Raw genomic sequence first — 18831 nt, forward strand, 5'->3', positions numbered from 1 at the left:
ACAGGCGCTGTCCCGCAGCGCCGCCCCCTGAAAGGAAGCATCTTGAAAAAGCACCTCATGTTGGCGTTGAGCCTAGGCTTGCTGGCTAACGCCGCCCACGCGGAAAAACGCGAGCTGGTCATTTCGGCCTATCCGATTGCCCAGCCCTTGTTCATGAAGTATGTGTACGAGCCGTTCAAGGCCAAATGCGGTTGCGATATCAAGGTGGAAACGGGGAATAACGCGGACCGCATCGCCAAGCTGGTGGTGCACAGCAAGAACCCGGTGATCGACCTGGTGCTGCTGTCCGATTCCGGCATGCTGGAAGCGGCGCAGAAGGGTGTGATCCAGCCCATGGATTATGCCAAGCTGAGCAATTACAAAGCCCTGTACGACGTGGCGAAAAACCCCATCGGCGGCAATTACGCCGTCGGCTACACCCTGTACTCGGTCGGCCTGGTGTACCGCAGCGACAAGATTGCCCCGCTGACCTCCTGGAAGGACCTGTGGCGCCCCGAACTGAAGGGCCGCGTGGCCTTCCCCGACGTGAGCACCACGCAGGGCCCGTTGATGCTGCGCATGGCCGATGCGGCCTGGGGCGGCAAGACGGACGACTACGCCACCGGCTTTGCCAAGATCGTTGGCATGAAGGGCAACGTCGTCACCTTCTCGAAAAACAGCGCGCAGCTGGCCGCCCTGTTCGCCCAGGATGAAATCTGGGCCGCACCCGTGGCGCGCTTTACCTGGTCGCAAATGCTCAAGACGGGCCTGCCCCTGAAGTGGAGCATCCCGGCCGAAGGCCAGGCGGCAGGCATGAACGTGATGGGCATCGTTGCCGGTTCGAAGAATGCGGACCTGGCTTACCAGCTGATGGATTTCTGGCTGTCCAAGGAAGTGCAGACGCAGCTGGCGACCAACCTGGTCGACTCGCCCGTCAACAAGGACGTGCGCCTGTCGGTGGCCGCCGCGCAATTCAATACCTATGGCGCCGATCAAATCAGCTCGCTGAAATTCGTCAAACCGGAAACCATCCTCAAGCAGCGCAGCAACTGGATGACGCAGTGGAACAAGGCCATGAGCAAATAGTGGTGACGAGGAGAAAACACCATGTTTGCTGATCCAAAAAAGCGCCTGGGACTGCTGCTGGTCCTGCCTGCGCTGATCTTTATCGTCGTCTGCTTCCTGCTGCCTGTGCTGGCCTTGCTGGTCGACGCCTTCCGCGTCGGCGACGGCATGCAGTGGGGCGTCGACCGCTTCATTGAATTTTTCTCGCAGGAATTCAACCGCACCATCTTCTGGCGCACCCTGCGCATCGCCGCGCTGGTGACGCTGGCCTCCATCATCCTCGGTTATCCGGCAGCGCAAGCCGTGGCGCGCGTGTCGCCGAAGTGGCGCGGGCTGGTAGTGGGCATGATGATCTTGCCGCTGATGGTCTCGCCGATCGCGCGTACCTATGCCTGGATCGTCTTGCTGGGGCGTAACGGCGCCCTCAACGCGGCGCTCGTCAACATGGGTTTCACGGACGAGCCCCTGCGTTTGCTGTTCAGCGAGTTCGCCGTGTTTGTGGGCCTGCTGCAATTGCTGCTGCCCTTGATGCTGATGTCGCTGGCGGGCGCGCTGGAAAACCTGCCGCGCGACGTGGAACCGGCTGCGGCGACTTTGGGCGCCAATCCATGGCAAGTGTTTTGCAAGGTCACCCTGCCGCTGACGCAGGAAGGCCTGGTCGTTGGCGGCACCCTGGTGTTTACGGGCTGCGTGACGGCCTATGTGACGCCGGCCCTGCTGGGCGGCACCAAGGTGCTGATGCTGGAAACCCTGCTGTACCAGAAGGTCAGCGTGGAGAGCGATTTCGGCGCCGCCAATGTCATCGCCGTCATCCTCGTCTGCATGACCCTGCTGGTCAACGCCGGCCTTAAACGTATTTCCTCGAGCCGGAGCTCCGTATGAAAGAAAGCCTGTTTTCACGTGCCGTTTTATGGCTGGTGTTTTTGTTCCTGCTGGGGCCTTTCGCCATCGTCGTGCTGGCGGGCTTTTCCGGCGGCGAAACCCTGGCGTTCCCGCCCGAGTCCTATTCGCTGCGCTGGATCCTCGAAGTGTGGGCGGCGCCCGAGTTCCGCCGCGCCTTCCAGACCAGCCTGGAAATCGGCCTGATCGCCACCGTCATCGCGCTGTTGCTGGGCATTCCCGTCGCGTATGCGTTTTCGCGCATGCCGCCGCCAGGCATCGGCGCCATCCGCCAGATCCTGACGTCGCCGCTGATCATTCCCGCCATCCTGGTCGGCCTGGGCTTGCTGCACCACCTGGTCCTGACCATCAATGCGCCCGTGTATGTGGGCCTGTTGATCGGCCACATCGCGCTGTTGATTCCGTACTCGGTGCGCGTGGTGTACGCCAGCCTGGTGAATTTGCGCGTGGATATCGAGGATGCCGCCATCACCCTGGGCGCGTCGCGTCTGCGCGCGTTCTTCATGATCGTGCTGCCGAATATCCGCAACGCCGTGATCGCCGCCTTCTTCCTCGCCTTCGTCACCTCGTTCAATCAGGTGCCCGTCTCGCTGTTCCTGACGGGGCCGGGCATCAGCACTTTGCCGATCGAGATGCTGGGGCATATGGAAAACAGTTTCGATCCATCGATCGCTGCCCTGTCGACCTTGCTGGTCTTGTTCACCATGGCCTTCGTGATGGTGACCGAGAAGGTGCTGGGCATTTCTAAATACATGTAAGAGGCAACATACGATGAGTTATCTGGAACTGCACAAGCTGAACCTCGGCTACGCCAAGAACACGACGTCCGTGAAAGACCTGGACCTGCACGTCGAGCAGGGCGAATTGATTTCCCTGCTGGGCCCCAGCGGCTGCGGCAAGACCACCACCATGCGCGCCATCGCCGGCCTGATGCCGCTGCAGTCGGGCCGCATCGTGCTCGATGGCCGCGAAATCGGCAAGCTGGCGCCGAACAAGCGCAATATCGGCATGGTGTTCCAGTCGTACGCGCTGTTCCCGCACCTGAACGTGTACGACAACATCGCTTTCGGCTTGCGCCTGCGCAAGGTCGCGCCAGCCCTGCTGAAAACGAAAGTGGAAGCCGTGATCGCCGCCGTGGGACTGACCGGTTTTGAAACCCGTTTGCCGGCGCAGATGTCGGGTGGCCAGCAACAGCGCGTGGCGCTGGCGCGCGCCATCGTCGTCGAGCCGGCCCTGCTGCTGCTGGACGAGCCGTTGTCGAACCTGGACGCCAAGCTGCGCGTGCAGATGCGTGCCGAATTGCGCCGCATCCAGCGCGAACTGGGCATCACCATGTTGTACGTGACGCACGACCAGGAAGAGGCGCTGGCGCTATCCGACCGCATCGTCGTCATGAACGGCGGTCGCATCGAGCAATTGGCCGCGCCGGAAGCCGTCTTCAATACGCCGTCGACGCGTTTTGTCGCCAATTTCATGGGCTTTGAAAACCTGTTCGACTACCGCGATGGCGCGCTGCACCACGCGGGTGCCAGCCTGCCGTACACATCGCCCGTCGCTGCCGGCACCACGGTGCTGGGCTGGCGGCCGGACAAGGTGCGCGTCTGCGCCGCCGACGACGCGGCAGGACAGTATCCTGGCACCGTGCTGGCACGGGGCTTCCTCGGCGACACCGTCGAATACCTGCTGCAAACGCCGCTGGGCCAGGTCAAGGGTATTTGCGCAGCCGGTGGCGCCGCCTGGCGCGAAGGCACGGCCGTGTCCTTCGTACTGCCGTCCGACAGCGCCCTGTGGCTAGGCGCGTGATTTCTTAATGGAAAGCATCATGACCCAAGCCTTGAAAAAAATCTGGCTCGATACCGATCCCGGTTTCGACGACTGGCTGACGATGCTGCTCTTGGGCAGCAATCCCGATATCGAGTGGCTGGGCGTGAGCGTGGTGGCGGGCAATGCGCCCGTCGATATCACCTACGACAATGCCTTGCGCATCAAGGCCCATGATGGCTTGACGGTGCCCATTTATCGGGGCTGCGAAAAACCGCTGGCCGGCGTCATCGAGACGGCGCAGCGCATCCTCGGCGACAGCGGCATGCCGACAACAGGCGAGATCCTGCCGCCTGGCGCCGCCAGCGACGCTACCGGCCACGCCGTCGATGCGCTGATCGCGGCCGTGCGCGCCCACCCTGGCCAGATCACCATCATGGCGATTGCGCCGATGACCAACCTGGCGACCGCACTGACCCGGGCCCCCGACATCGCCGGCAAGATCGTTGAAATCATCCTGATGGGCGGCTCCACCGACCAGGGCAATCATACGGCGGCGGCCGAATTCAATATCTATGCGGACCCGGAAGCGGCCGCCCAGGTCTTCAAGTCCGGCATCCCGCTGCGCATGTTCGGCTTGAACCTGTGCCGCCAGCTGCTGGTGACGAATGCGGAAGTGCAGCGCCTGCGCGCCATCGGCACGCCGCGCGCGCAGCGTCTGGCCGGCTACCTGGAAGCGTATGTGCGTATCCGCAGTACCGACGGTTCCGTGCCCATGCCCATGTACGACCCGGTGGTGGCCCTGTACCTGGAAGCGCCGCGGCTGTTCCAGTTCCAGAGCGCCCACGTGGCCATCGAATTGACGGGCGAACTGACGCGCGGCATGACGGTGTGCGAGTTCCGCGTGCCGCGCCGCGCCGCCATCAACACGCAGGTGGCGATGCTGGCCGATGGCCCGGCCGCCATCGAGTGCCTGATGCGCCGCCTGGCCGCCATTCTCGTCTGACCCACTTCACTACGAAACGAGCTTCATGTCTAATTCCCCCCTGAGCATCGAACAGTTTTTACGCGCCATGCCGAAGGTGGAGCTGCATTGCCACCTGTTTGGCACGGTGCGCCAGGCTACTTTCCGTGCGCTGGCCGCGAAGGCGGGCAATGTCGTCACCGCCGAGGAAATCGATGCGTTCTATACGCGCGGCGACAAGCCCGTTGGCGTGCTGCGCGTGCTGCGCGCACTTGACGCGCACCTGATCGTCTCGCCGACTGACCTGTATTGTCTCGCCTACGAATACCTGGAAGACGTGCATGGCCACGGCGTGCGCTATGCGGAGTTTTTCTGGAATCCGACTGGCACCGTGCGCGTGTCGGGCATCCGCTATGACGCGGCGCAAGACGCCATCGTCGCCGCCATCCGCGACGCGCAGCGCGATTTTGGCGTGATCGGCCGTTTGATCCCCAGCATCGACCGCGAAGCCGCTCCCGCAGAAGCCGTGCAGATGGTGCAATGGATGAAGGCGCACCGCGCGCCGGAAGTGATCGGCATCGGCATCGACTACCGCGAAAACGACCGTCCGCCGGAGCTATTCATCGAAGCCTACCGCGCCGCGCGCGAGGCAGGCTTCAAATGCACGGCGCACGCGGGCGAATTCGGCATGCCGTGGATGAACGTGGAGACGGCCATCGAGCAACTGCAGGTGGACCGCGTCGACCATGGCTACACGATTGTCGACAATCCTCAACTGGCGCAGCGCTGCGTCGAGCGGGGACTGGTGTTTACCGTGGTGCCGACCAATTCGTATTATCTGCGCACGCTGACGCCTGAACGCTGGGCCCTCGATCACCCGATCCGCGCCATGGCCAAGCTGGGCTTGAAACTGCATCCGAACACGGACGACCCGACCCTGCACCACGTGACGCCGACTGGCGCCTGGATGATGATGCGCGAATTCGGCTTTGGCCTCGATGACATGCGCGGCTTCATGCTGAATGGTCTGGACGCGGCCTGGATAGCTGAGTCCACGCGGCGCGACTGGCGCGCGCAATTTGCGCGTGAATTCGACGCCTTGCGGGCAAGAGTCGTCGAGTAAATCAGGCCGACGCCGGTGGCGGTGCCAGCAGCGAGGGAAACGCCCGCTGCGGACACGCCTGCCGCTCGCACACCTTGCAGCCCGTGCCGATGGGCGTGGCGCTGGAAGGGTCGTGCAAATCGAGTCCCTTCGAGTAAATCAGCCGGTGCGCCTGCGAGATGTCGCAGCCCAGCGCCACGGCAAAGGTTTTGCCTGGCGCGCGGAATCCTGGCGAGGCCGTGCTGACCTGGCGCGCGATCCACAGATAGGTGCAGCCGTCGGGCATGCTGGCCACTTGCGTGAGCACCTGGCCCGGATGACTGAAGGCGTCATACACGATCCACAGGGGGCAGGTGCCGCCCACCCTTGAAAAGTGAAAGTCCGTGGCCGATTGGCGCTTCGACACATTGCCCGCGCGGTCGACGCGTACAAAGAAAAATGGCAAACCCGCCGCATCGGGGCGCTGCATGGTGCTCAGGCGGTGGCACACGGCTTCGAAACCCACGCCGAACTGGTGCGCCAGGCGCTCGATATCGTAGGCGCGCGTTTCCGCCGCCTGCAGGAAGCGTTGATACGGCATCAACAGGGCGCCGGCAAAATAGTTGGAAAACGCCAGGCGCGCGCTCGTTTGTGCGGCCGCGCCGGAGAATCCCGCCGCCAGCACCAGCGCATCGATCAGGTCGCTGTGCTCGAGCAGGCTGATTTGCGCCGCCATCTGGAAGGCGCGCTGGCCGCCCGTCAAGGTGTCGGGCAGCCACAATATGTGTTGCTGGGCGTCAAAGCGGTGCTTGCGCACCATGCCCGCGTCGCCATCGGACAGTTGCACCTGGATGCCGTGGCGCGCCAGCAAGCGGCTTTGCAACGCGTCGAGCGTGCGCAGGGCGGGATCGAATTCACCGGCCACGAGCTCTGCCGCCCGGTCCAGTTCATCGATATAGTTTTGCCGCCGGTTCAGGTATTCGCGCACTTCCTCGTCCGTGGAGGGCGCCGCCGAGCTGGCGCCGCGGCTGCCGTCATCGAGGCGCGCGGCCAACGTGTCAGCCCGTTCCGCCATCACCCGGTAACGCCGCTGCAGCAGCAGGATGGAACGGGCCAGTTCCGGCATGTTTTCCACCAGCATCTTGAGCTCGGCCATCGAGGTGGGCGGCGCGTCGGGCAATTCGCCGAACACGTCGCGCACGTCGGCCACCAGGCTGGCGCTGTCGTGTTCGGAAAAGATTTGCGGATCGACCCCTAACACCGTGCCGATGCGCAACAGAATCGGCACCGTCAGCGGGCGCTGGTTGCGCTCCATCTGGTTCAGATAGCTGGGCGAAATGCCCAGGGCCTTGGCCAGCGCCACCTGCGTCATGCGCCGTTCCTCGCGCAGCCGCTGCAGGCGCACGCCCATGAAAACCTTTGCCATCGCGTTTCCTCTTCCCCGCTTTGTGGAATCTGCAAATTTACAATATTTGCAGATTAACAGATTCAGCTTCGCATTATCTCGCATTTTCACGTCTTGTTTGCGGCGGGGGATGTGCGAATAATGCAAACAGACCTATCCATAAAACCAGGAGACACCGAGTGACCACGCAAAACGCTGCAGCTATCAATGTTCCGACCGTTCCCCTCTTGATCAATGGCGAGTGGCTTGAATCCCAAACCACCGTCTGGCGCGATGTCGTCAACCCCGCCACCCAGGAAGTACTGGCCAAGGTACCGTTCGCCACGCCGGACGAAGTCAATGCCGCCATCGCCTCGGCCCAGCGCGCCTTCAAGACCTGGCGCAAGACGCCGATCGGTGCCCGCGCGCGCATTTTCCTCAAACTCCAGCAGTTGATCCGCGAAAACATGGCCGACCTGGCCGCTACCCTGACGATGGAACAGGGCAAGACCCTGCTCGACGCGGAAGGCGACGTGTTCCGTGGCCTGGAAGTGGTCGAGCATGCCGCCAATATCGGTACCCTGCAGATGGGCGAATACGCGCAAAACGTGGCCGGTGGCGTCGATACCTACAGCGTGATGCAGCCGTTGGGCGTGTGCGCCGGCATCACTCCATTCAATTTTCCCGCCATGATCCCCTTATGGATGTTCCCGATGGCGATTGCCTGCGGCAATACGTTTGTGCTGAAACCATCGGAGCAAGATCCGCTGGTGACGGAAAAACTCGTGCGCCTGGCCTTGCAGGCAGGCATCCCGGCTGGCGTGCTGAACGTGATCCATGGCGGCGAAGACGTGGTCAACGCCCTGTGCGACCATCCGGACATCAAGGCGATTTCGTTTGTCGGCTCCAGCAAGGTGGGCACGCATGTGTACCAGCGCGCCAGCCTGAATGGCAAGCGCGCGCAATGCATGATGGGCGCCAAGAACCACGCTGTCGTCTTGCCGGACGCCAATAAAGAGCAGACCCTGAACCAGTTGCTGGGTGCCGGCTTCGGCGCCGCCGGCCAGCGCTGCATGGCCGCTTCCGTCGCCGTGCTGGTGGGCGAAGCGCGCGAGTGGCTGCCGGAACTGGCCGCCAAGGCGCAAACCTTGACGGTCGGCGCGGGCAAGGACAATCCGGACCTGGGCCCGGTCATCTCGTGCGCGGCGAAAGAGCGCGTCTTCAGCCTGGTCGCCAAGGGCATCGAGCAGGGTGCCGTGCTGACCCTCGATGGCCGCGATGTGAAGGTGGATGGCTATCCGAACGGCAACTTCGTCGGACCGACGATTCTGTCCGGCGTGAAACCCGGCATGGTCGTGTATGACCAGGAAATCTTTGGCCCCGTCTTGATCGTCGTCGAAGTCGATACCCTGGATGAAGCGATTGCCCTGGTGAACGCGAATCCGAACGGCAATGGCACGGCGCTGTTTACGCAAAGCGGCGCGGCCGCGCGCTATTTCCAGGAAGAAATCGACGTGGGCCAAGTTGGCATCAACGTGCCTATTCCCGTGCCCGTTCCCCTGTTCAGCTTTACGGGTTCGCGCGGCTCGAAACTGGGCGATCTGGGTCCGTTCGGCAAGCAAGTCGTGCTGTTCTACACGCAGACGCAAACCATCACCCAGCGCTGGTTCACGGACGCGGCGTCGGTGGGCAAGGTCAACACCACCATCAGCCTGAAATAAGGAGCTGCCATGGACTTTGAACTGAGCGACGAGCAGCGCGAGTTCCAGCAGGCGGCGCGCGCGTTTGCCGAAGGCGAACTGGCGCCGCACGCGGCGCATTGGGATGCGGAATCGATCTTCCCCGTGGAAACGATAGCCAAGGCGGGCGAGATGGGCTTTTGCGGCCTGTACACGCCACAGCGCTGGGGCGGCCTGGGCCTGTCGCGCCAGGATGCGGCCATCGTCTTCGAGGAGCTGGCCGGTGGCTGCACCTCGACCACGGCCTACATCACCATCCACAACATGGCCACCTGGATGCTGTCGCGCTGGGGGCAGGAAGCGCTGTGCGACGAGTGGGTGCCTGCCCTGGCCGCCGGCCAGAAGCTGGCCAGCTATTGCCTGACGGAACCGCAGTCTGGTTCCGACGCGGCGTCCCTGCGCACCAAAGCCGTCAGGGCTGGCGATTTCTACGTGCTGGACGGCACGAAAGCGTTTATCTCGGGCGCGGGCCAGACGGACATGCTGATCGTCATGGCGCGCACGGGCGGCGAGGGCGCGGCGGGCATTTCCGCGTTTGCCGTGCCGGCGAATTTGCCTGGCATCGTGTATGGCAAGAAAGAAGAAAAGATGGGCTGGAACAGCCAGCCCACGCGCATCATCAGTTTCGACCAGGTGAAAGTGCCTGCTGGCAATTTGCTGGGCGCGGAAGGCGAAGGCTTTGCCATCGCCATGAAGGGCATCGATGGCGGGCGCATCAATATCGCCGTGTGCTCGGTGGGCACGGCGCAGGCGGCCCTCACGCGCGCGCAGGCCTACATGAAGGAGCGCACGCAGTTCGGCCGCGAACTGGCGCAATTCCAGGCCTTGCAATTCAAGCTGGCCGACATGCTGACGGAACTGGTGGCGGCGCGCCAGATGGTGCGCCTGGCAGCCTGGAAACTGGACCAGGAAAGCCCGGACGCCACCGCATATTGCGCCATGGCCAAACGTTTCGCCACGGATGTGGGCTTCAATGTGGCCAACGATGCGCTGCAGCTGCACGGCGGCTATGGCTACATCCGCGAGTACCCGCTTGAGCGCCATGTGCGCGACACGCGCGTGCATCAAATCCTGGAAGGGACAAATGAAATCATGCGCCTGATCGTCGCGCGAGCGATTTTGAAAGACGGCGCCACGGAGACCTTACGATGAGCAAAGTGTATACCAACCTGTTGCTGGAACGCCGCGGCCATACGGCCCTGGTGACCCTCGACAACCCGCCCGCCCACACGTGGACCCTGGCCAGCCTGAACGCGCTGACGCAGCTGGTGGCCGACCTGAATGCCGACCCGGACGTGTATGCGCTGGTGATCACGGGCGGCGGCGCCAAGTTCTTCTCGGCGGGAGCCGATCTGAAAGTGTTTGCCGATGGCAACAAGGACACGGCTTTTGCCATGGCCGCCGCGTTTGGCGAGGCCTTCGAAGCGCTGTCCGCGTTTCGCGGCGTCAGCATCGCCGCCATCAATGGCTATGCCATGGGCGGCGGGCTCGAATGCGCGCTCGCTTGTGACATCCGTATTGCCGAGGAGCACGCGCAGATGGCTTTGCCGGAAGCGTCCGTCGGCTTGCTGCCGTGCGCGGGTGGCACGCAGCATTTGCCGTGGCTGGTGGGCGAAGGCTGGGCCAAGCGCATGATTTTGTGCGGCGAGCGCGTCGATGCGGCCAAGGCCCTGGCCATCGGCCTGGTCGAGGAAGTTGTGCCAACCGGCAAGGCCGCCGCCACGGCGCTGGCGCTGGCCGCCAAGGTGGCGCGCCAGAGCCCCAGCAGCGTGACGGCATGCAAGACCCTGATCCAGGGCGCGCGCAGCCATCCGCTGGTCAATTCCTTGCCCGATGAGCGCACCCTGTTCCTGGGGCTGTTCGATACGCAAGACCAGAAAGAGGGCGTGCAAGCGTTCCTGGAAAAACGTGCGGCGGAGTGGAAGAATGGTTGAGACCGTCAAGATAGAAGAGCGCGACTGCCCGGGCGGCATGAAGCTGGGCATCATCACCCTCGATGCGCCGAAATCCCTGCATGCCTTGACCCTGGAAATGATTCGCGCCATCGATGGCGCCCTCGTGCGCTGGGCCGCTGACAACGCCATCGCCTGCGTGGTGCTGCAGTCGTCGACCGACAAGGCATTCTGCGCCGGCGGCGACGTGCGCAGCCTGCGTGCGGCCGTGTCTGACCAGCCCGGTGTCGTGCCGAACCCGCAGGCGCTGGCCTTTTTTGCAGAGGAATACCGGCTCGACCACCGCATCCATACGTATGTGAAACCGCTGCTGGTGTGGGGCGGCGGCATCGTCATGGGTGGCGGCCTGGGCCTGATGGCGGGCGCCAGCCACCGCGTGGTGACGGAAAGCACGCGCATCGCCATGCCGGAAATCACCATAGGCTTGTTCCCCGACGTGGGTGGCAGCTGGTTCCTGGGCCGCATGCCGGGGCGCAGCGGCCTGTTCCTGGGTTTGACGGGCGCGCCGATGAACGCGGCCGATGCGCTGTTTGCTGGCCTGGGCGATTACTTCCTGCGCCAGGAAGAGCGTGCCATGCTGCTCGATGCGCTGGCGCTGGCGCAATGGCAGACCAGCGCGCCGGCGAATCACCAGCAACTGAATCGCTTGCTGCGCGGTTTCTCGGCCCCGGTGTCCATGCTGCCCGTGTCCGAAGTGCGCGCCAACTTTGACGCCATCGCTGCCTTGACGCAAGCGCCCACCTTGCCCGAAGTGGTGGCCGCCATAGCCGCCTATGATGGCGATTCGGCCTGGCTGCAAAAGGCTGCTCACTCACTGGACAAGGGCGCGCCCAGTTCGGCCGCCCTGGTGTGGGAAATGCGTGTACGCACGCGTCATCTGAGCCTGGCGCAAGTGTTTCAGCTGGAATTGATTGTTGCCGTGCAATGCTGTGCCCACGCAGACTTCAGCGAAGGCGTGCGCGCCTTGCTGATCGACAAGGACAACGCGCCGCAATGGCAGCCGGCCAGTCTGGCCGAGGTCAGCGACACGTATCTGGACGAGTATTTCACTGCGCCATGGGATAGCCATCCTTTGCGCGACCTACATTAAAAGAACAACAGGAGATTTTCACCATGCAACATATCGCTTTCATCGGCCTAGGCAACATGGGTGCGCCGATGGCCCGCAACCTGGTGGCCGCCGGCTTCCATGTGTCCGTGTTCGACCTGGCGCCAGCCGCCGTGGCTTCGCTGGTCGAAGCGGGCGCCACGGCGGCCGCATCGGCCAGCGCGGCCGTGCAGACGGCCGACGCCGTCATCACCATGTTGCCAGCCAACAAGCACGTGCAGGATCTGTACCTGGGCGCTGGTGGCGTGCTCGATTCGGCCAAGCCTGGCGCCCTGATCATCGATTGCAGCACCATCGCCGCCGACGTGGCGCGGCAGGTGGCGCAGGCAGCCAGCGAGCGGGGCTTTGCCATGCTCGATGCGCCCGTCTCGGGCGGCACGGCGGGCGCGGCGGCCGGCACCCTGACGTTCATCGTCGGCGGTAGCGTAGCGGCCTTGCAGCAGGCGCGGCCCCTGCTGGAAAAGATGGGCAAAAATATTTTCCATGCGGGCGAGGCGGGCGCCGGCCAGGTGGCGAAGATTTGCAACAACATGCTGCTGGGCATCTTGATGGCTGGGACGGCCGAGGCGCTGAACCTGGGCGTGGCGCATGGCCTGGACCCGAAAGTGTTGTCCGACATCATGGCCAAGAGTTCGGGCCGCAACTGGACCCTGGAAGTGTACAACCCGTGGCCCGGCGTCATGGACGGCACGCCCGCGTCGCGCAATTACACGGGCGGCTTCGGCACGGCGCTGATGCTGAAAGACCTGGGCCTGGCGCAGCAGTCGGCCTTGTCGGCAAACGCGCCCACGCCCCTGGGCGGCCTGGTGCGCCAGCTGTACCAGATGCATGCGCAAGCCGGTTATGCGCAGCAGGATTTCTCCAGCATCGTGCACATGCTGCAGCCTGGTTTGCAAACGCCTGCCGCCTGAGAAATTTTGGGCAAAAAAAAGCCCGCTGGTAAAAGCGGGCTAAATCCAATTCTTGGAAGAGTTGGAGGAGACAGATGCATTATGCTGCATCGCCACATATAACTCCAATTTATCTTTTGAATATCAACTATATATTTCTGTGATATCTCGTCCTGGCAGTCGCTGTCCGGCTGCCAGGTACAACTTACTTAGGTTGCAGCGGCTGCAGTGCAAGCGATCTGCACGGTGGTGATGTTGGCGCTGCCCATGGTGCCAGCGCCTGTGCCAGGCTGTACGACGCACAGCAGACCCTTCGGCTGGGTGGAGACGCTAACGTTATAGGTGGTGCCATCGGCGACAGGGAAGGCCATGACGAAGGTCTTGGCATCCTTGGCCACCGTGGTTGTTGTATTGCCGTTAATCAGCACCAAGCCGTCCACCGTCAGGCCGGAAATCGTGCCGCCCACGGTATAGCTGTTTTGCGAACAAGAAACAGCGGCGCTGATATTGATGTAATGGCCAGCCGAACCGGAACCACCAGCGATGCCGCAAGTCATGTGGGCAGGCTGGGTTTGCACGGTGATGTTGTAGTCGGTGCCATAGTCGATGCGCTTCTTGAAGGTAAACGAGGTCTGGCCGGCGTCAACCGGGAGGTTCTCCCCGCCGTTGGCCAGGACCAGGCCATTGTTGTTCAAGTTGCTGATCGTGCCGCTGACATCATACGAGGCCTTGCCGCCGCAAGCGGCCAGTCCCAGGGTCAGCAGCAGCGCGGCGAGTGGGCGCAAGCAGGATAACTTCATGTATTTCTCCAAAAAATAGGTGACGGATCGCAAGGATTACTGCGGCAGGCAGTCGAGTGTGGCCGCGGTGGTGGCGGCAGAGCCCATCGTGCCGACCGTATCGCTGCCGTCGGCACTCTTTGAACCCTGGAAGCGGCACTTCAGACCTGCTGGCTGAGTCAGTACGGCAATAGCGTATGGGGCACCGTCAGCTACCGCCGCGAATGTGTAGGAGTCGGTGTCAGCCAATGGGCTGGTGCCGTTGGGGCTCATCACCAGGCGCAAGCCGCCAGCGCTCAGGCCCGTGATCGTGCCGCGCAGCGGGTAGGTGTTGGTTGTGCAGCTGACATAGGCCGTGCTCACGGAATAGCTCGTTGCCTTGCCGCTGCCGTTGGTAATGCTGCAAACGGCACCCTTGGGCTGTTGCGCAATGGTGATATTGTAGCGGTCATCGGTCTTGATCAGCTTGGTGAACACAAAGTTGCTCTGGCCCGCAGGAACCTTCAAGCTTTCTCCGTCATTCAAGAGAATCAGGCCATCTTTTGCCAGATTGGAGACTTGACCACTCAGATACAGGTTGCCGCCGCTGCCGCCGCAAGCTGCCAGTGTGGCGGCGCAAGCCGCCGCCAGCATCGAGCGCAGGTACAAATTTTTCATACATTCTCCAAAACGAATTAGGTTGGGTAGCGCAACGCGGACGCTGGCGCCGCATTGGAATGGCGCCTATTTTAGTCTATCTGGCAAGCTGAATGACCTTGCCTTGTATCACCCTGTAACAATTTTTCGCCGGGAAGCGCTGGCCCGGCCCCATTTCACGGGGCGCAGCCATGCCGGCGGCGGCGATCGGTGCGACAATAGATGCAGCCTGCGCACTGTGACGCAGCATCCATTGTGAGTCCCATGTCCCTTGCCCCTGTCAAACCCGCCGTGCCGCCCAAGGCCATCCTGTTCGATCTCGACGATACCTTGTGGCCCATTGCGCCCGTGATTGCCGCCGCCGAAACCCTGTTGCACGACTGGCTGGCCACGCATGCGCCCAAGGTGGCGCAGCAGTTTTCCATCGAGGTGCTGCGCCAGCACCGTCTGGCCATGCTCAAGGAACAACCGCATTTCCATGGCAACCTGATCGAGTTGCGCCGCGCCGGCTTGCTGGCCGCCTTCGAGGCTGCTGGCGAGGATGCCGCCCTGGTCGACGGGGCCATCTTGCAATTCCTGGCTGCGCGCAACCGCGTCCAGCCGTATGACGACGTCTTGCCGGGTCTGGCCTGGATGGCGCAGCGCATGCTGGTCGGTTCCATCTCGAATGGCAATGCGGACCTTGAAATTATCGGCCTGGCGCAGCATTTCAAGGTATCGATAGCCGCCAGCGAGTTTGGCGTGGCCAAGCCCGACGCCAGCATCTTCCTGGCCGCTTGCGCCGCGCTGGACGTGGCGCCGCATGAAGCCGTGTATGTCGGCGACGATTTGTATTTCGACGTGACGGGAGCGCAGGGGGCGGGCATGCGTGCCGTCTGGATGAACCGCAAGGGCAGCGACGCGCACCTGGCCGCCGGCGTGCAGCCCGACGCCATCTGCGCCAACTTTGACGAGTTGCTGCTGTGGCTGCAGCAGCAACTGCAAGATTGAGCGCCGCTGGACGGGCGAACGTGCATAATAGGCGCTGTTGATGCACGTTCGGCCGCCTTCGTTGCCGCCTGCTTAATAATATGCTTGTTTAAAGAATATTTGCTTACCTAAAACACCATGCAACTCGATACACGTGCCCAAACACTGCTGAAAGCCCTGGTCGAGCGATATATCGCCGACGGCCTGCCGGTCGGTTCGCGCGCCTTGTCGAAAATTTCCGGCCTGGACCTGTCGCCGGCCACGATCCGCAACATCATGGCTGACCTGGAAGAGCTCGGTTATGTGTCCAGCCCCCATACCTCGGCCGGCCGCATACCCACGCCGCGTGGCTACCGCATCTTTGTCGACACCTTGCTGACCGTCCGGCATCTGGATGAGCATCTGGTGGAGTCGCGCATGCGCCTGCAGACGCCGCAGCCGCAGAAAACCATCGCCAACGCGGCGCAGATGCTGTCGTCGCTGTCGCAGTTTGCCGGCGTGGTGCTCAGTCCGCGCCGGGAATCCGTGTTCCAGCAAATTGAATTCCTGCGCCTGTCCGAAAAGCGCATCCTGCTCGTCATCGTTGCTCCGGGCGGCGACGTGCAGAACCGCCTGCTGCTGACGGAGGCCGACTACACGCCGGCGCAATTGGTGCAATCGGCCAATTACATCAACCAGAATTATGGCGGCCTGTCGTTCGATGCCGTGCGCGTGCGCCTGCAGGGCGAATTGCGCCAGTTGCGCGACGACATGGGCAGCCTGATGCAGGCGGCGGTGGAAGCGGGTAGCGAAGCGATGGCTGACCATAGCGATGACATGGTGATTTCCGGCGAGCGCAACTTGCTCAGCGTGAGCGATCTGTCATCGAATATGCATTCGCTGCGCCAGATGTTCGACATGTTCGAGCAAAAAACGGGCTTGATGCAGTTGCTCGACGTGTCGAGCAAGGCGACGGGCGTGCAGATTTTCATCGGCGGCGAGTCGAACCTGGTGCCGATGGATGAGATGAGCGTGGTGACGGCGCCGTATGAAGTCAACGGCAAGATCGTGGGAACGTTGGGAGTGATCGGACCGACGCGCATGGCTTACGAGCGTGTCATTCCGATCGTTGATATTACGGCTAAGTTACTGTCAAGCGCGCTCAGCCATCATTGATGCTGCTCAATGCTGCGCCAGCCGCCCCGTGGGAGCAGCCGGCAAGCATCACGCTGTTTTATGCGGGCAAGCTGTCTTGATGCAGTTGCCGTAGATGGCCAACGCGTGTTCGGCGATCTTGAAGCCGCGCTCTTCAGCCACTTTTTGCTGGCGGCTTTCGATCTCTTCGTCGAAGAATTCTTCGACCCGGCCACAGTCGAGGCACACCAGGTGATCGTGGTGGGAACCTTCGTTGAGTTCGAAAATTGCCTTGCCGGTTTCAAAATGGTTGCGGTTAAGCAAGCCTGCCTGTTCAAACTGCGTCAGGACACGGTAGACAGTTGCCAAACCGACATCCATATTGTCGGCCAGCAGAATTTTATAGACGTCTTCTGCTGTCAGGTGGCGTACCGGGCTACTCTGGAAGATATCGAGTATCTTCAGGCGTGGCAGGGTGGCTTTCAGGCCGCTTGCCTTGAGATCACTAGGATTGTTACTCATGTTTGTTGCTCGTATGTGGGTCAGGTGCTTTATCATATAGCGTTTTGTCGGGGAGTGCCAAAATATGCATTTTTTGGCGGGCCGGTCACTCCTGGCGTTTTGTTCATCCAATTGAGGTCATTTATGCGCGTAACACCGGCTGTATTGCCATCTCTCTGGCACCGTATTTCATTTCGAGCACCAGTCGTGGCAGGCATGGTCTGTGTCGCGCTGGCCATGTCCGGCTGCGCCAGCCGCGGCATCCTTGGCGAAAAGCCGGCAGCGAGCCAAAAAGAAGGCAAGGAAGTGGTCCCCGAACAGGGCGCACAAACCACCACCATTACGCCACTGCAAAAATTCATGTGGTTTTTCTCGCCGTATCGTCCTGACATTCAACAAGGCAACTTTGTCTCCGAAGAGATGCTGGCCCAGTTGAAAGTGGGCATGACGCGCGACCAGGTGCGCTTCGTCCTCGGCACCTCGCTGCTGACCGATATTTTCCATGCCGACCGCTGGGATTATCCATTCCGCCTGGCACGGGGCAGTGGCGAAACCACCAGCAGCCGCGTGGTCGTCTACTTCGGCAAGGATGGCAAGGTTGAACGTTTCGAAGGCGGCAACTTGCCGACGGAGAAAGAATACATTGACCGCATCGCCGGTCCGTCGCCGTTCGCCAAGGTCGCCAAGGCCGACGTGCCTGCCGCTGCCGTGCCATCGCCCGTGGCGCCGAGCGCCGTGCCCGTGCCGGCCGATGCTGCTCCTGCCATTCCTGTGAGCAAACCTGACGTTGCGCCGGCGCCTGCCGCCGAGCCTGCACCTGCTGCCGAACCCACCAAATAAGTTGTTGTAAGAGAATAAAATGACTGAACTGAAAATCGCCATCGCTGGCGCCAGTGGCCGCATGGGCCATATCCTGATCGAGGCCGTCAGCAATGCCCCCGACGCTGTGCTCGCTGGCGCGCTCGACCGCGTTGGCTCGCCGTCCGTCGGCCAGGATGCCGCCGCCTTCCTGGGCAAGCCTGCCGGCGTGCTGATCGAGTCAAGCCTGGCCGCCGGCCTGGCCGGCGCCGATTACCTGATCGACTTTACGCGTCCTGAAGGCACTTTGCAGCACCTGGCGTATTGCGCCGAGCACGGCATCAAGATGATCATCGGCACCACCGGTTTCGATGAAGCGGGCAAGGCGGCGATTGCCGCCGCCGCCGAAAAGACGGCCATCATGTTCGCGCCGAACATGAGCGTGGGCGTGAATGTCACCATGAAGTTGCTGGAACTGGCGGCGAAAAGCCTGTCCGAAGGTTACGACATTGAAATTATCGAAGCGCATCACCGCCACAAGGTCGACGCGCCATCGGGCACCGCCCTGCAAATGGGTGAAGTGGTCGCCGGCGCCCTGGGCCGCGATCTGAAGGAATGCGCCGTGTATGGCCGCGAAGGCGTGACGGGCGAACGCGATCCGTCGACCATCGGCTTTGCCACCATCCGCGGCGGCGATATCGTGGGCGACCATACGGTGCTGTTTGCCGGCATCGGCGAGCGCATCGAGATCAGCCATAAGTCGAGCAGTCGCGTGACCTATGCCCACGGCGCGCTGCGCGCTGCGCGTTTCCTGGCCGACAAGCCGACCGGCCTGTTCGACATGCAGGACGTGTTGTCGCTGAAGAACTGAGGAAGACCATGGCCACTGCCATCCTGAATGGAAAAGACATCACCGACGAAGCGAGCTTTCACGCGCAATGCGTGCAAGCCTTCGGTTTCCCCGCGTTTTACGGCAATAACATGGATGCCTGGGTCGATTGCCTCAGCTATCTGCGCGATGACGAAAACATGACGCAGTTCCGTTTGAAGCCGAACGAAGTGCTGGAGGTCGTCGTGCAAGACGCGGAAGCCATGAAGGCGCAGGCGCCGGACTTGCTGGAAGAAATCACGTTCTGTATCGCCGGCATCAATGAGCGCTATGAAGATTATGGCGAAAAGCCGGCGTTGAAATTGACGCTGAAGTAATTCCGG

20 protein-coding genes are annotated in these 18831 nt (G+C 62.2%); 16 read left to right on the forward strand and 4 right to left on the reverse strand.

What is annotated here, in order from left to right:
• Positions 1-42 precede the first annotated feature (42 nt).
• From ACQ4WN_RS06170 to ACQ4WN_RS06195, 6 genes are read left to right on the forward strand one after another with little or no spacing between them, the layout of a single operon-like run.
• Positions 43-1065 carry an ABC transporter substrate-binding protein gene (locus ACQ4WN_RS06170; protein ID WP_282408243.1) on the forward strand — a complete coding sequence of 341 codons (1023 nt, stop codon included), beginning with the start codon at positions 43-45 and terminating at the stop codon, positions 1063-1065.
• A 21-nt stretch (positions 1066-1086) separates the two neighbouring features.
• Positions 1087-1926, forward strand: a complete 840-nt coding sequence (locus tag ACQ4WN_RS06175) for an ABC transporter permease (protein ID WP_426053837.1) — start codon at positions 1087-1089, stop codon at positions 1924-1926.
• Positions 1923-2702 (forward strand): ABC transporter permease, encoded by a 780-nt coding sequence (locus ACQ4WN_RS06180; protein WP_070290842.1) that lies wholly within the window; start codon positions 1923-1925, stop codon positions 2700-2702. Before ACQ4WN_RS06175 ends, ACQ4WN_RS06180 begins: the two co-directional genes overlap by 4 nt.
• A 13-nt stretch (positions 2703-2715) precedes the next feature.
• Complete coding sequence (locus ACQ4WN_RS06185; protein WP_034778812.1) at positions 2716-3747, forward strand: ABC transporter ATP-binding protein; 1032 nt, start codon at positions 2716-2718, stop codon at positions 3745-3747.
• 19 nt (positions 3748-3766) lie between these two features.
• A complete protein-coding gene (locus ACQ4WN_RS06190; protein WP_436550726.1) occupies positions 3767-4711 on the forward strand; it encodes a nucleoside hydrolase in 945 nt (314 codons plus the stop codon).
• 25 nt (positions 4712-4736) lie between these two features.
• Complete coding sequence (locus ACQ4WN_RS06195; protein ID WP_436550727.1) at positions 4737-5792, forward strand: adenosine deaminase family protein; 1056 nt, start codon at positions 4737-4739, stop codon at positions 5790-5792.
• 1 nt (position 5793) lies between these two features.
• Here the strand turns inward: ACQ4WN_RS06195 and ACQ4WN_RS06200 are convergent, their stop codons facing one another.
• Entirely contained in the window at positions 5794-7176 is a 1383-nt protein-coding gene (locus ACQ4WN_RS06200) for a short-chain fatty acyl-CoA regulator family protein (RefSeq protein ID WP_436550728.1), read from the reverse strand.
• A gap of 158 nt (positions 7177-7334) precedes the next feature.
• On the opposite strand from ACQ4WN_RS06200, the gene ACQ4WN_RS06205 reads away from it, so the two are divergent.
• From ACQ4WN_RS06205 to mmsB, 5 genes are read left to right on the forward strand one after another with little or no spacing between them, the layout of a single operon-like run.
• Entirely contained in the window at positions 7335-8855 is a 1521-nt protein-coding gene (locus ACQ4WN_RS06205; protein WP_436550729.1) for a CoA-acylating methylmalonate-semialdehyde dehydrogenase, read from the forward strand.
• Between the two features lie 9 nt (positions 8856-8864).
• Positions 8865-10025: an acyl-CoA dehydrogenase family protein gene (locus tag ACQ4WN_RS06210; RefSeq protein ID WP_436550730.1), complete on the forward strand. Its 1161-nt coding sequence runs from the start codon at positions 8865-8867 to the stop codon at positions 10023-10025.
• The gene (locus ACQ4WN_RS06215) at positions 10022-10807 is read left to right on the forward strand and encodes an enoyl-CoA hydratase (protein WP_436550731.1); all 786 of its coding nucleotides are present in this window, start codon (positions 10022-10024) and stop codon (positions 10805-10807) included. The genes ACQ4WN_RS06210 and ACQ4WN_RS06215 overlap by 4 nt, the downstream gene beginning before the upstream one ends.
• On the forward strand, positions 10800-11915 hold the full coding sequence (locus ACQ4WN_RS06220; protein ID WP_436550732.1) for an enoyl-CoA hydratase/isomerase family protein: 1116 nt from the start codon (positions 10800-10802) through the stop codon (positions 11913-11915). The genes ACQ4WN_RS06215 and ACQ4WN_RS06220 overlap by 8 nt, the downstream gene beginning before the upstream one ends.
• A 23-nt stretch (positions 11916-11938) precedes the next feature.
• Positions 11939-12844, forward strand: coding sequence for a 3-hydroxyisobutyrate dehydrogenase (mmsB, locus tag ACQ4WN_RS06225; RefSeq protein ID WP_436550733.1), 906 nt, complete (start codon positions 11939-11941; stop codon positions 12842-12844).
• A 188-nt stretch (positions 12845-13032) separates the two neighbouring features.
• Here the strand turns inward: mmsB and ACQ4WN_RS06230 are convergent, their stop codons facing one another.
• A complete protein-coding gene (locus ACQ4WN_RS06230) occupies positions 13033-13623 on the reverse strand; it encodes a hypothetical protein (protein WP_436550734.1) in 591 nt (196 codons plus the stop codon).
• 36 nt (positions 13624-13659) lie between these two features.
• Complete coding sequence (locus ACQ4WN_RS06235) at positions 13660-14259, reverse strand: hypothetical protein (protein ID WP_436550735.1); 600 nt, start codon at positions 14257-14259, stop codon at positions 13660-13662.
• A gap of 243 nt (positions 14260-14502) precedes the next feature.
• Between ACQ4WN_RS06235 and ACQ4WN_RS06240 the strand changes: the two genes are divergently transcribed.
• Both ACQ4WN_RS06240 and hrcA read left to right on the forward strand, forming a co-directional pair.
• A complete protein-coding gene (locus ACQ4WN_RS06240) occupies positions 14503-15228 on the forward strand; it encodes an HAD family hydrolase (protein WP_436550736.1) in 726 nt (241 codons plus the stop codon).
• Positions 15229-15345: 117 nt separating this feature from the next.
• Entirely contained in the window at positions 15346-16362 is a 1017-nt protein-coding gene (gene hrcA, locus ACQ4WN_RS06245; RefSeq protein ID WP_034745713.1) for a heat-inducible transcriptional repressor HrcA, read from the forward strand.
• 48 nt (positions 16363-16410) lie between these two features.
• Here the strand turns inward: hrcA and fur are convergent, their stop codons facing one another.
• On the reverse strand, positions 16411-16842 hold the full coding sequence (gene fur / locus ACQ4WN_RS06250; RefSeq protein WP_436550867.1) for a ferric iron uptake transcriptional regulator: 432 nt from the start codon (positions 16840-16842) through the stop codon (positions 16411-16413).
• A gap of 195 nt (positions 16843-17037) precedes the next feature.
• Between fur and ACQ4WN_RS06255 the strand changes: the two genes are divergently transcribed.
• From ACQ4WN_RS06255 to ACQ4WN_RS06265, 3 genes are read left to right on the forward strand one after another with little or no spacing between them, the layout of a single operon-like run.
• Positions 17038-17661 carry an outer membrane protein assembly factor BamE gene (locus tag ACQ4WN_RS06255; protein ID WP_436550868.1) on the forward strand — a complete coding sequence of 208 codons (624 nt, stop codon included), beginning with the start codon at positions 17038-17040 and terminating at the stop codon, positions 17659-17661.
• 19 nt (positions 17662-17680) lie between these two features.
• Entirely contained in the window at positions 17681-18490 is an 810-nt protein-coding gene (dapB, locus tag ACQ4WN_RS06260; RefSeq protein WP_436550737.1) for a 4-hydroxy-tetrahydrodipicolinate reductase, read from the forward strand.
• 8 nt (positions 18491-18498) lie between these two features.
• Complete coding sequence (locus ACQ4WN_RS06265; RefSeq protein ID WP_436550738.1) at positions 18499-18825, forward strand: barstar family protein; 327 nt, start codon at positions 18499-18501, stop codon at positions 18823-18825.
• Positions 18826-18831 lie beyond the last annotated feature (6 nt).

The organism is Janthinobacterium pasteuri, from assembly GCF_051380775.1.
Classification (GTDB): Bacteria; Pseudomonadota; Gammaproteobacteria; order Burkholderiales; family Burkholderiaceae_D; genus Janthinobacterium.

Excerpts from the sequence above, each read along its gene's own strand:
- ACQ4WN_RS06175 (WP_426053837.1), top strand. The coding sequence starts at position 1,087 with ATGTTTGCTGATCCAAAAAAGCGCCTGGGACTGCTGCTGGTCCTGCCT.
- ACQ4WN_RS06180 (WP_070290842.1), top strand. The coding sequence starts at position 1,923 with ATGAAAGAAAGCCTGTTTTCACGTGCCGTTTTATGGCTGGTGTTTTTG.
- ACQ4WN_RS06185 (WP_034778812.1), top strand. The coding sequence starts at position 2,716 with ATGAGTTATCTGGAACTGCACAAGCTGAACCTCGGCTACGCCAAGAAC.
- ACQ4WN_RS06190 (WP_436550726.1), top strand. The coding sequence starts at position 3,767 with ATGACCCAAGCCTTGAAAAAAATCTGGCTCGATACCGATCCCGGTTTC.
- ACQ4WN_RS06195 (WP_436550727.1), top strand. The coding sequence starts at position 4,737 with ATGTCTAATTCCCCCCTGAGCATCGAACAGTTTTTACGCGCCATGCCG.
- ACQ4WN_RS06200 (WP_436550728.1), bottom strand. The coding sequence starts at position 7,176 with ATGGCAAAGGTTTTCATGGGCGTGCGCCTGCAGCGGCTGCGCGAGGAA.
- ACQ4WN_RS06210 (WP_436550730.1), top strand. The coding sequence starts at position 8,865 with ATGGACTTTGAACTGAGCGACGAGCAGCGCGAGTTCCAGCAGGCGGCG.
- ACQ4WN_RS06215 (WP_436550731.1), top strand. The coding sequence starts at position 10,022 with ATGAGCAAAGTGTATACCAACCTGTTGCTGGAACGCCGCGGCCATACG.
- ACQ4WN_RS06220 (WP_436550732.1), top strand. The coding sequence starts at position 10,800 with ATGGTTGAGACCGTCAAGATAGAAGAGCGCGACTGCCCGGGCGGCATG.
- mmsB (WP_436550733.1), top strand. The coding sequence starts at position 11,939 with ATGCAACATATCGCTTTCATCGGCCTAGGCAACATGGGTGCGCCGATG.
- ACQ4WN_RS06230 (WP_436550734.1), bottom strand. The coding sequence starts at position 13,623 with ATGAAGTTATCCTGCTTGCGCCCACTCGCCGCGCTGCTGCTGACCCTG.
- ACQ4WN_RS06235 (WP_436550735.1), bottom strand. The coding sequence starts at position 14,259 with ATGAAAAATTTGTACCTGCGCTCGATGCTGGCGGCGGCTTGCGCCGCC.
- ACQ4WN_RS06240 (WP_436550736.1), top strand. The coding sequence starts at position 14,503 with ATGTCCCTTGCCCCTGTCAAACCCGCCGTGCCGCCCAAGGCCATCCTG.
- hrcA (WP_034745713.1), top strand. The coding sequence starts at position 15,346 with ATGCAACTCGATACACGTGCCCAAACACTGCTGAAAGCCCTGGTCGAG.
- fur (WP_436550867.1), bottom strand. The coding sequence starts at position 16,842 with ATGAGTAACAATCCTAGTGATCTCAAGGCAAGCGGCCTGAAAGCCACC.
- ACQ4WN_RS06255 (WP_436550868.1), top strand. The coding sequence starts at position 17,038 with ATGGTCTGTGTCGCGCTGGCCATGTCCGGCTGCGCCAGCCGCGGCATC.
- dapB (WP_436550737.1), top strand. The coding sequence starts at position 17,681 with ATGACTGAACTGAAAATCGCCATCGCTGGCGCCAGTGGCCGCATGGGC.
- ACQ4WN_RS06265 (WP_436550738.1), top strand. The coding sequence starts at position 18,499 with ATGGCCACTGCCATCCTGAATGGAAAAGACATCACCGACGAAGCGAGC.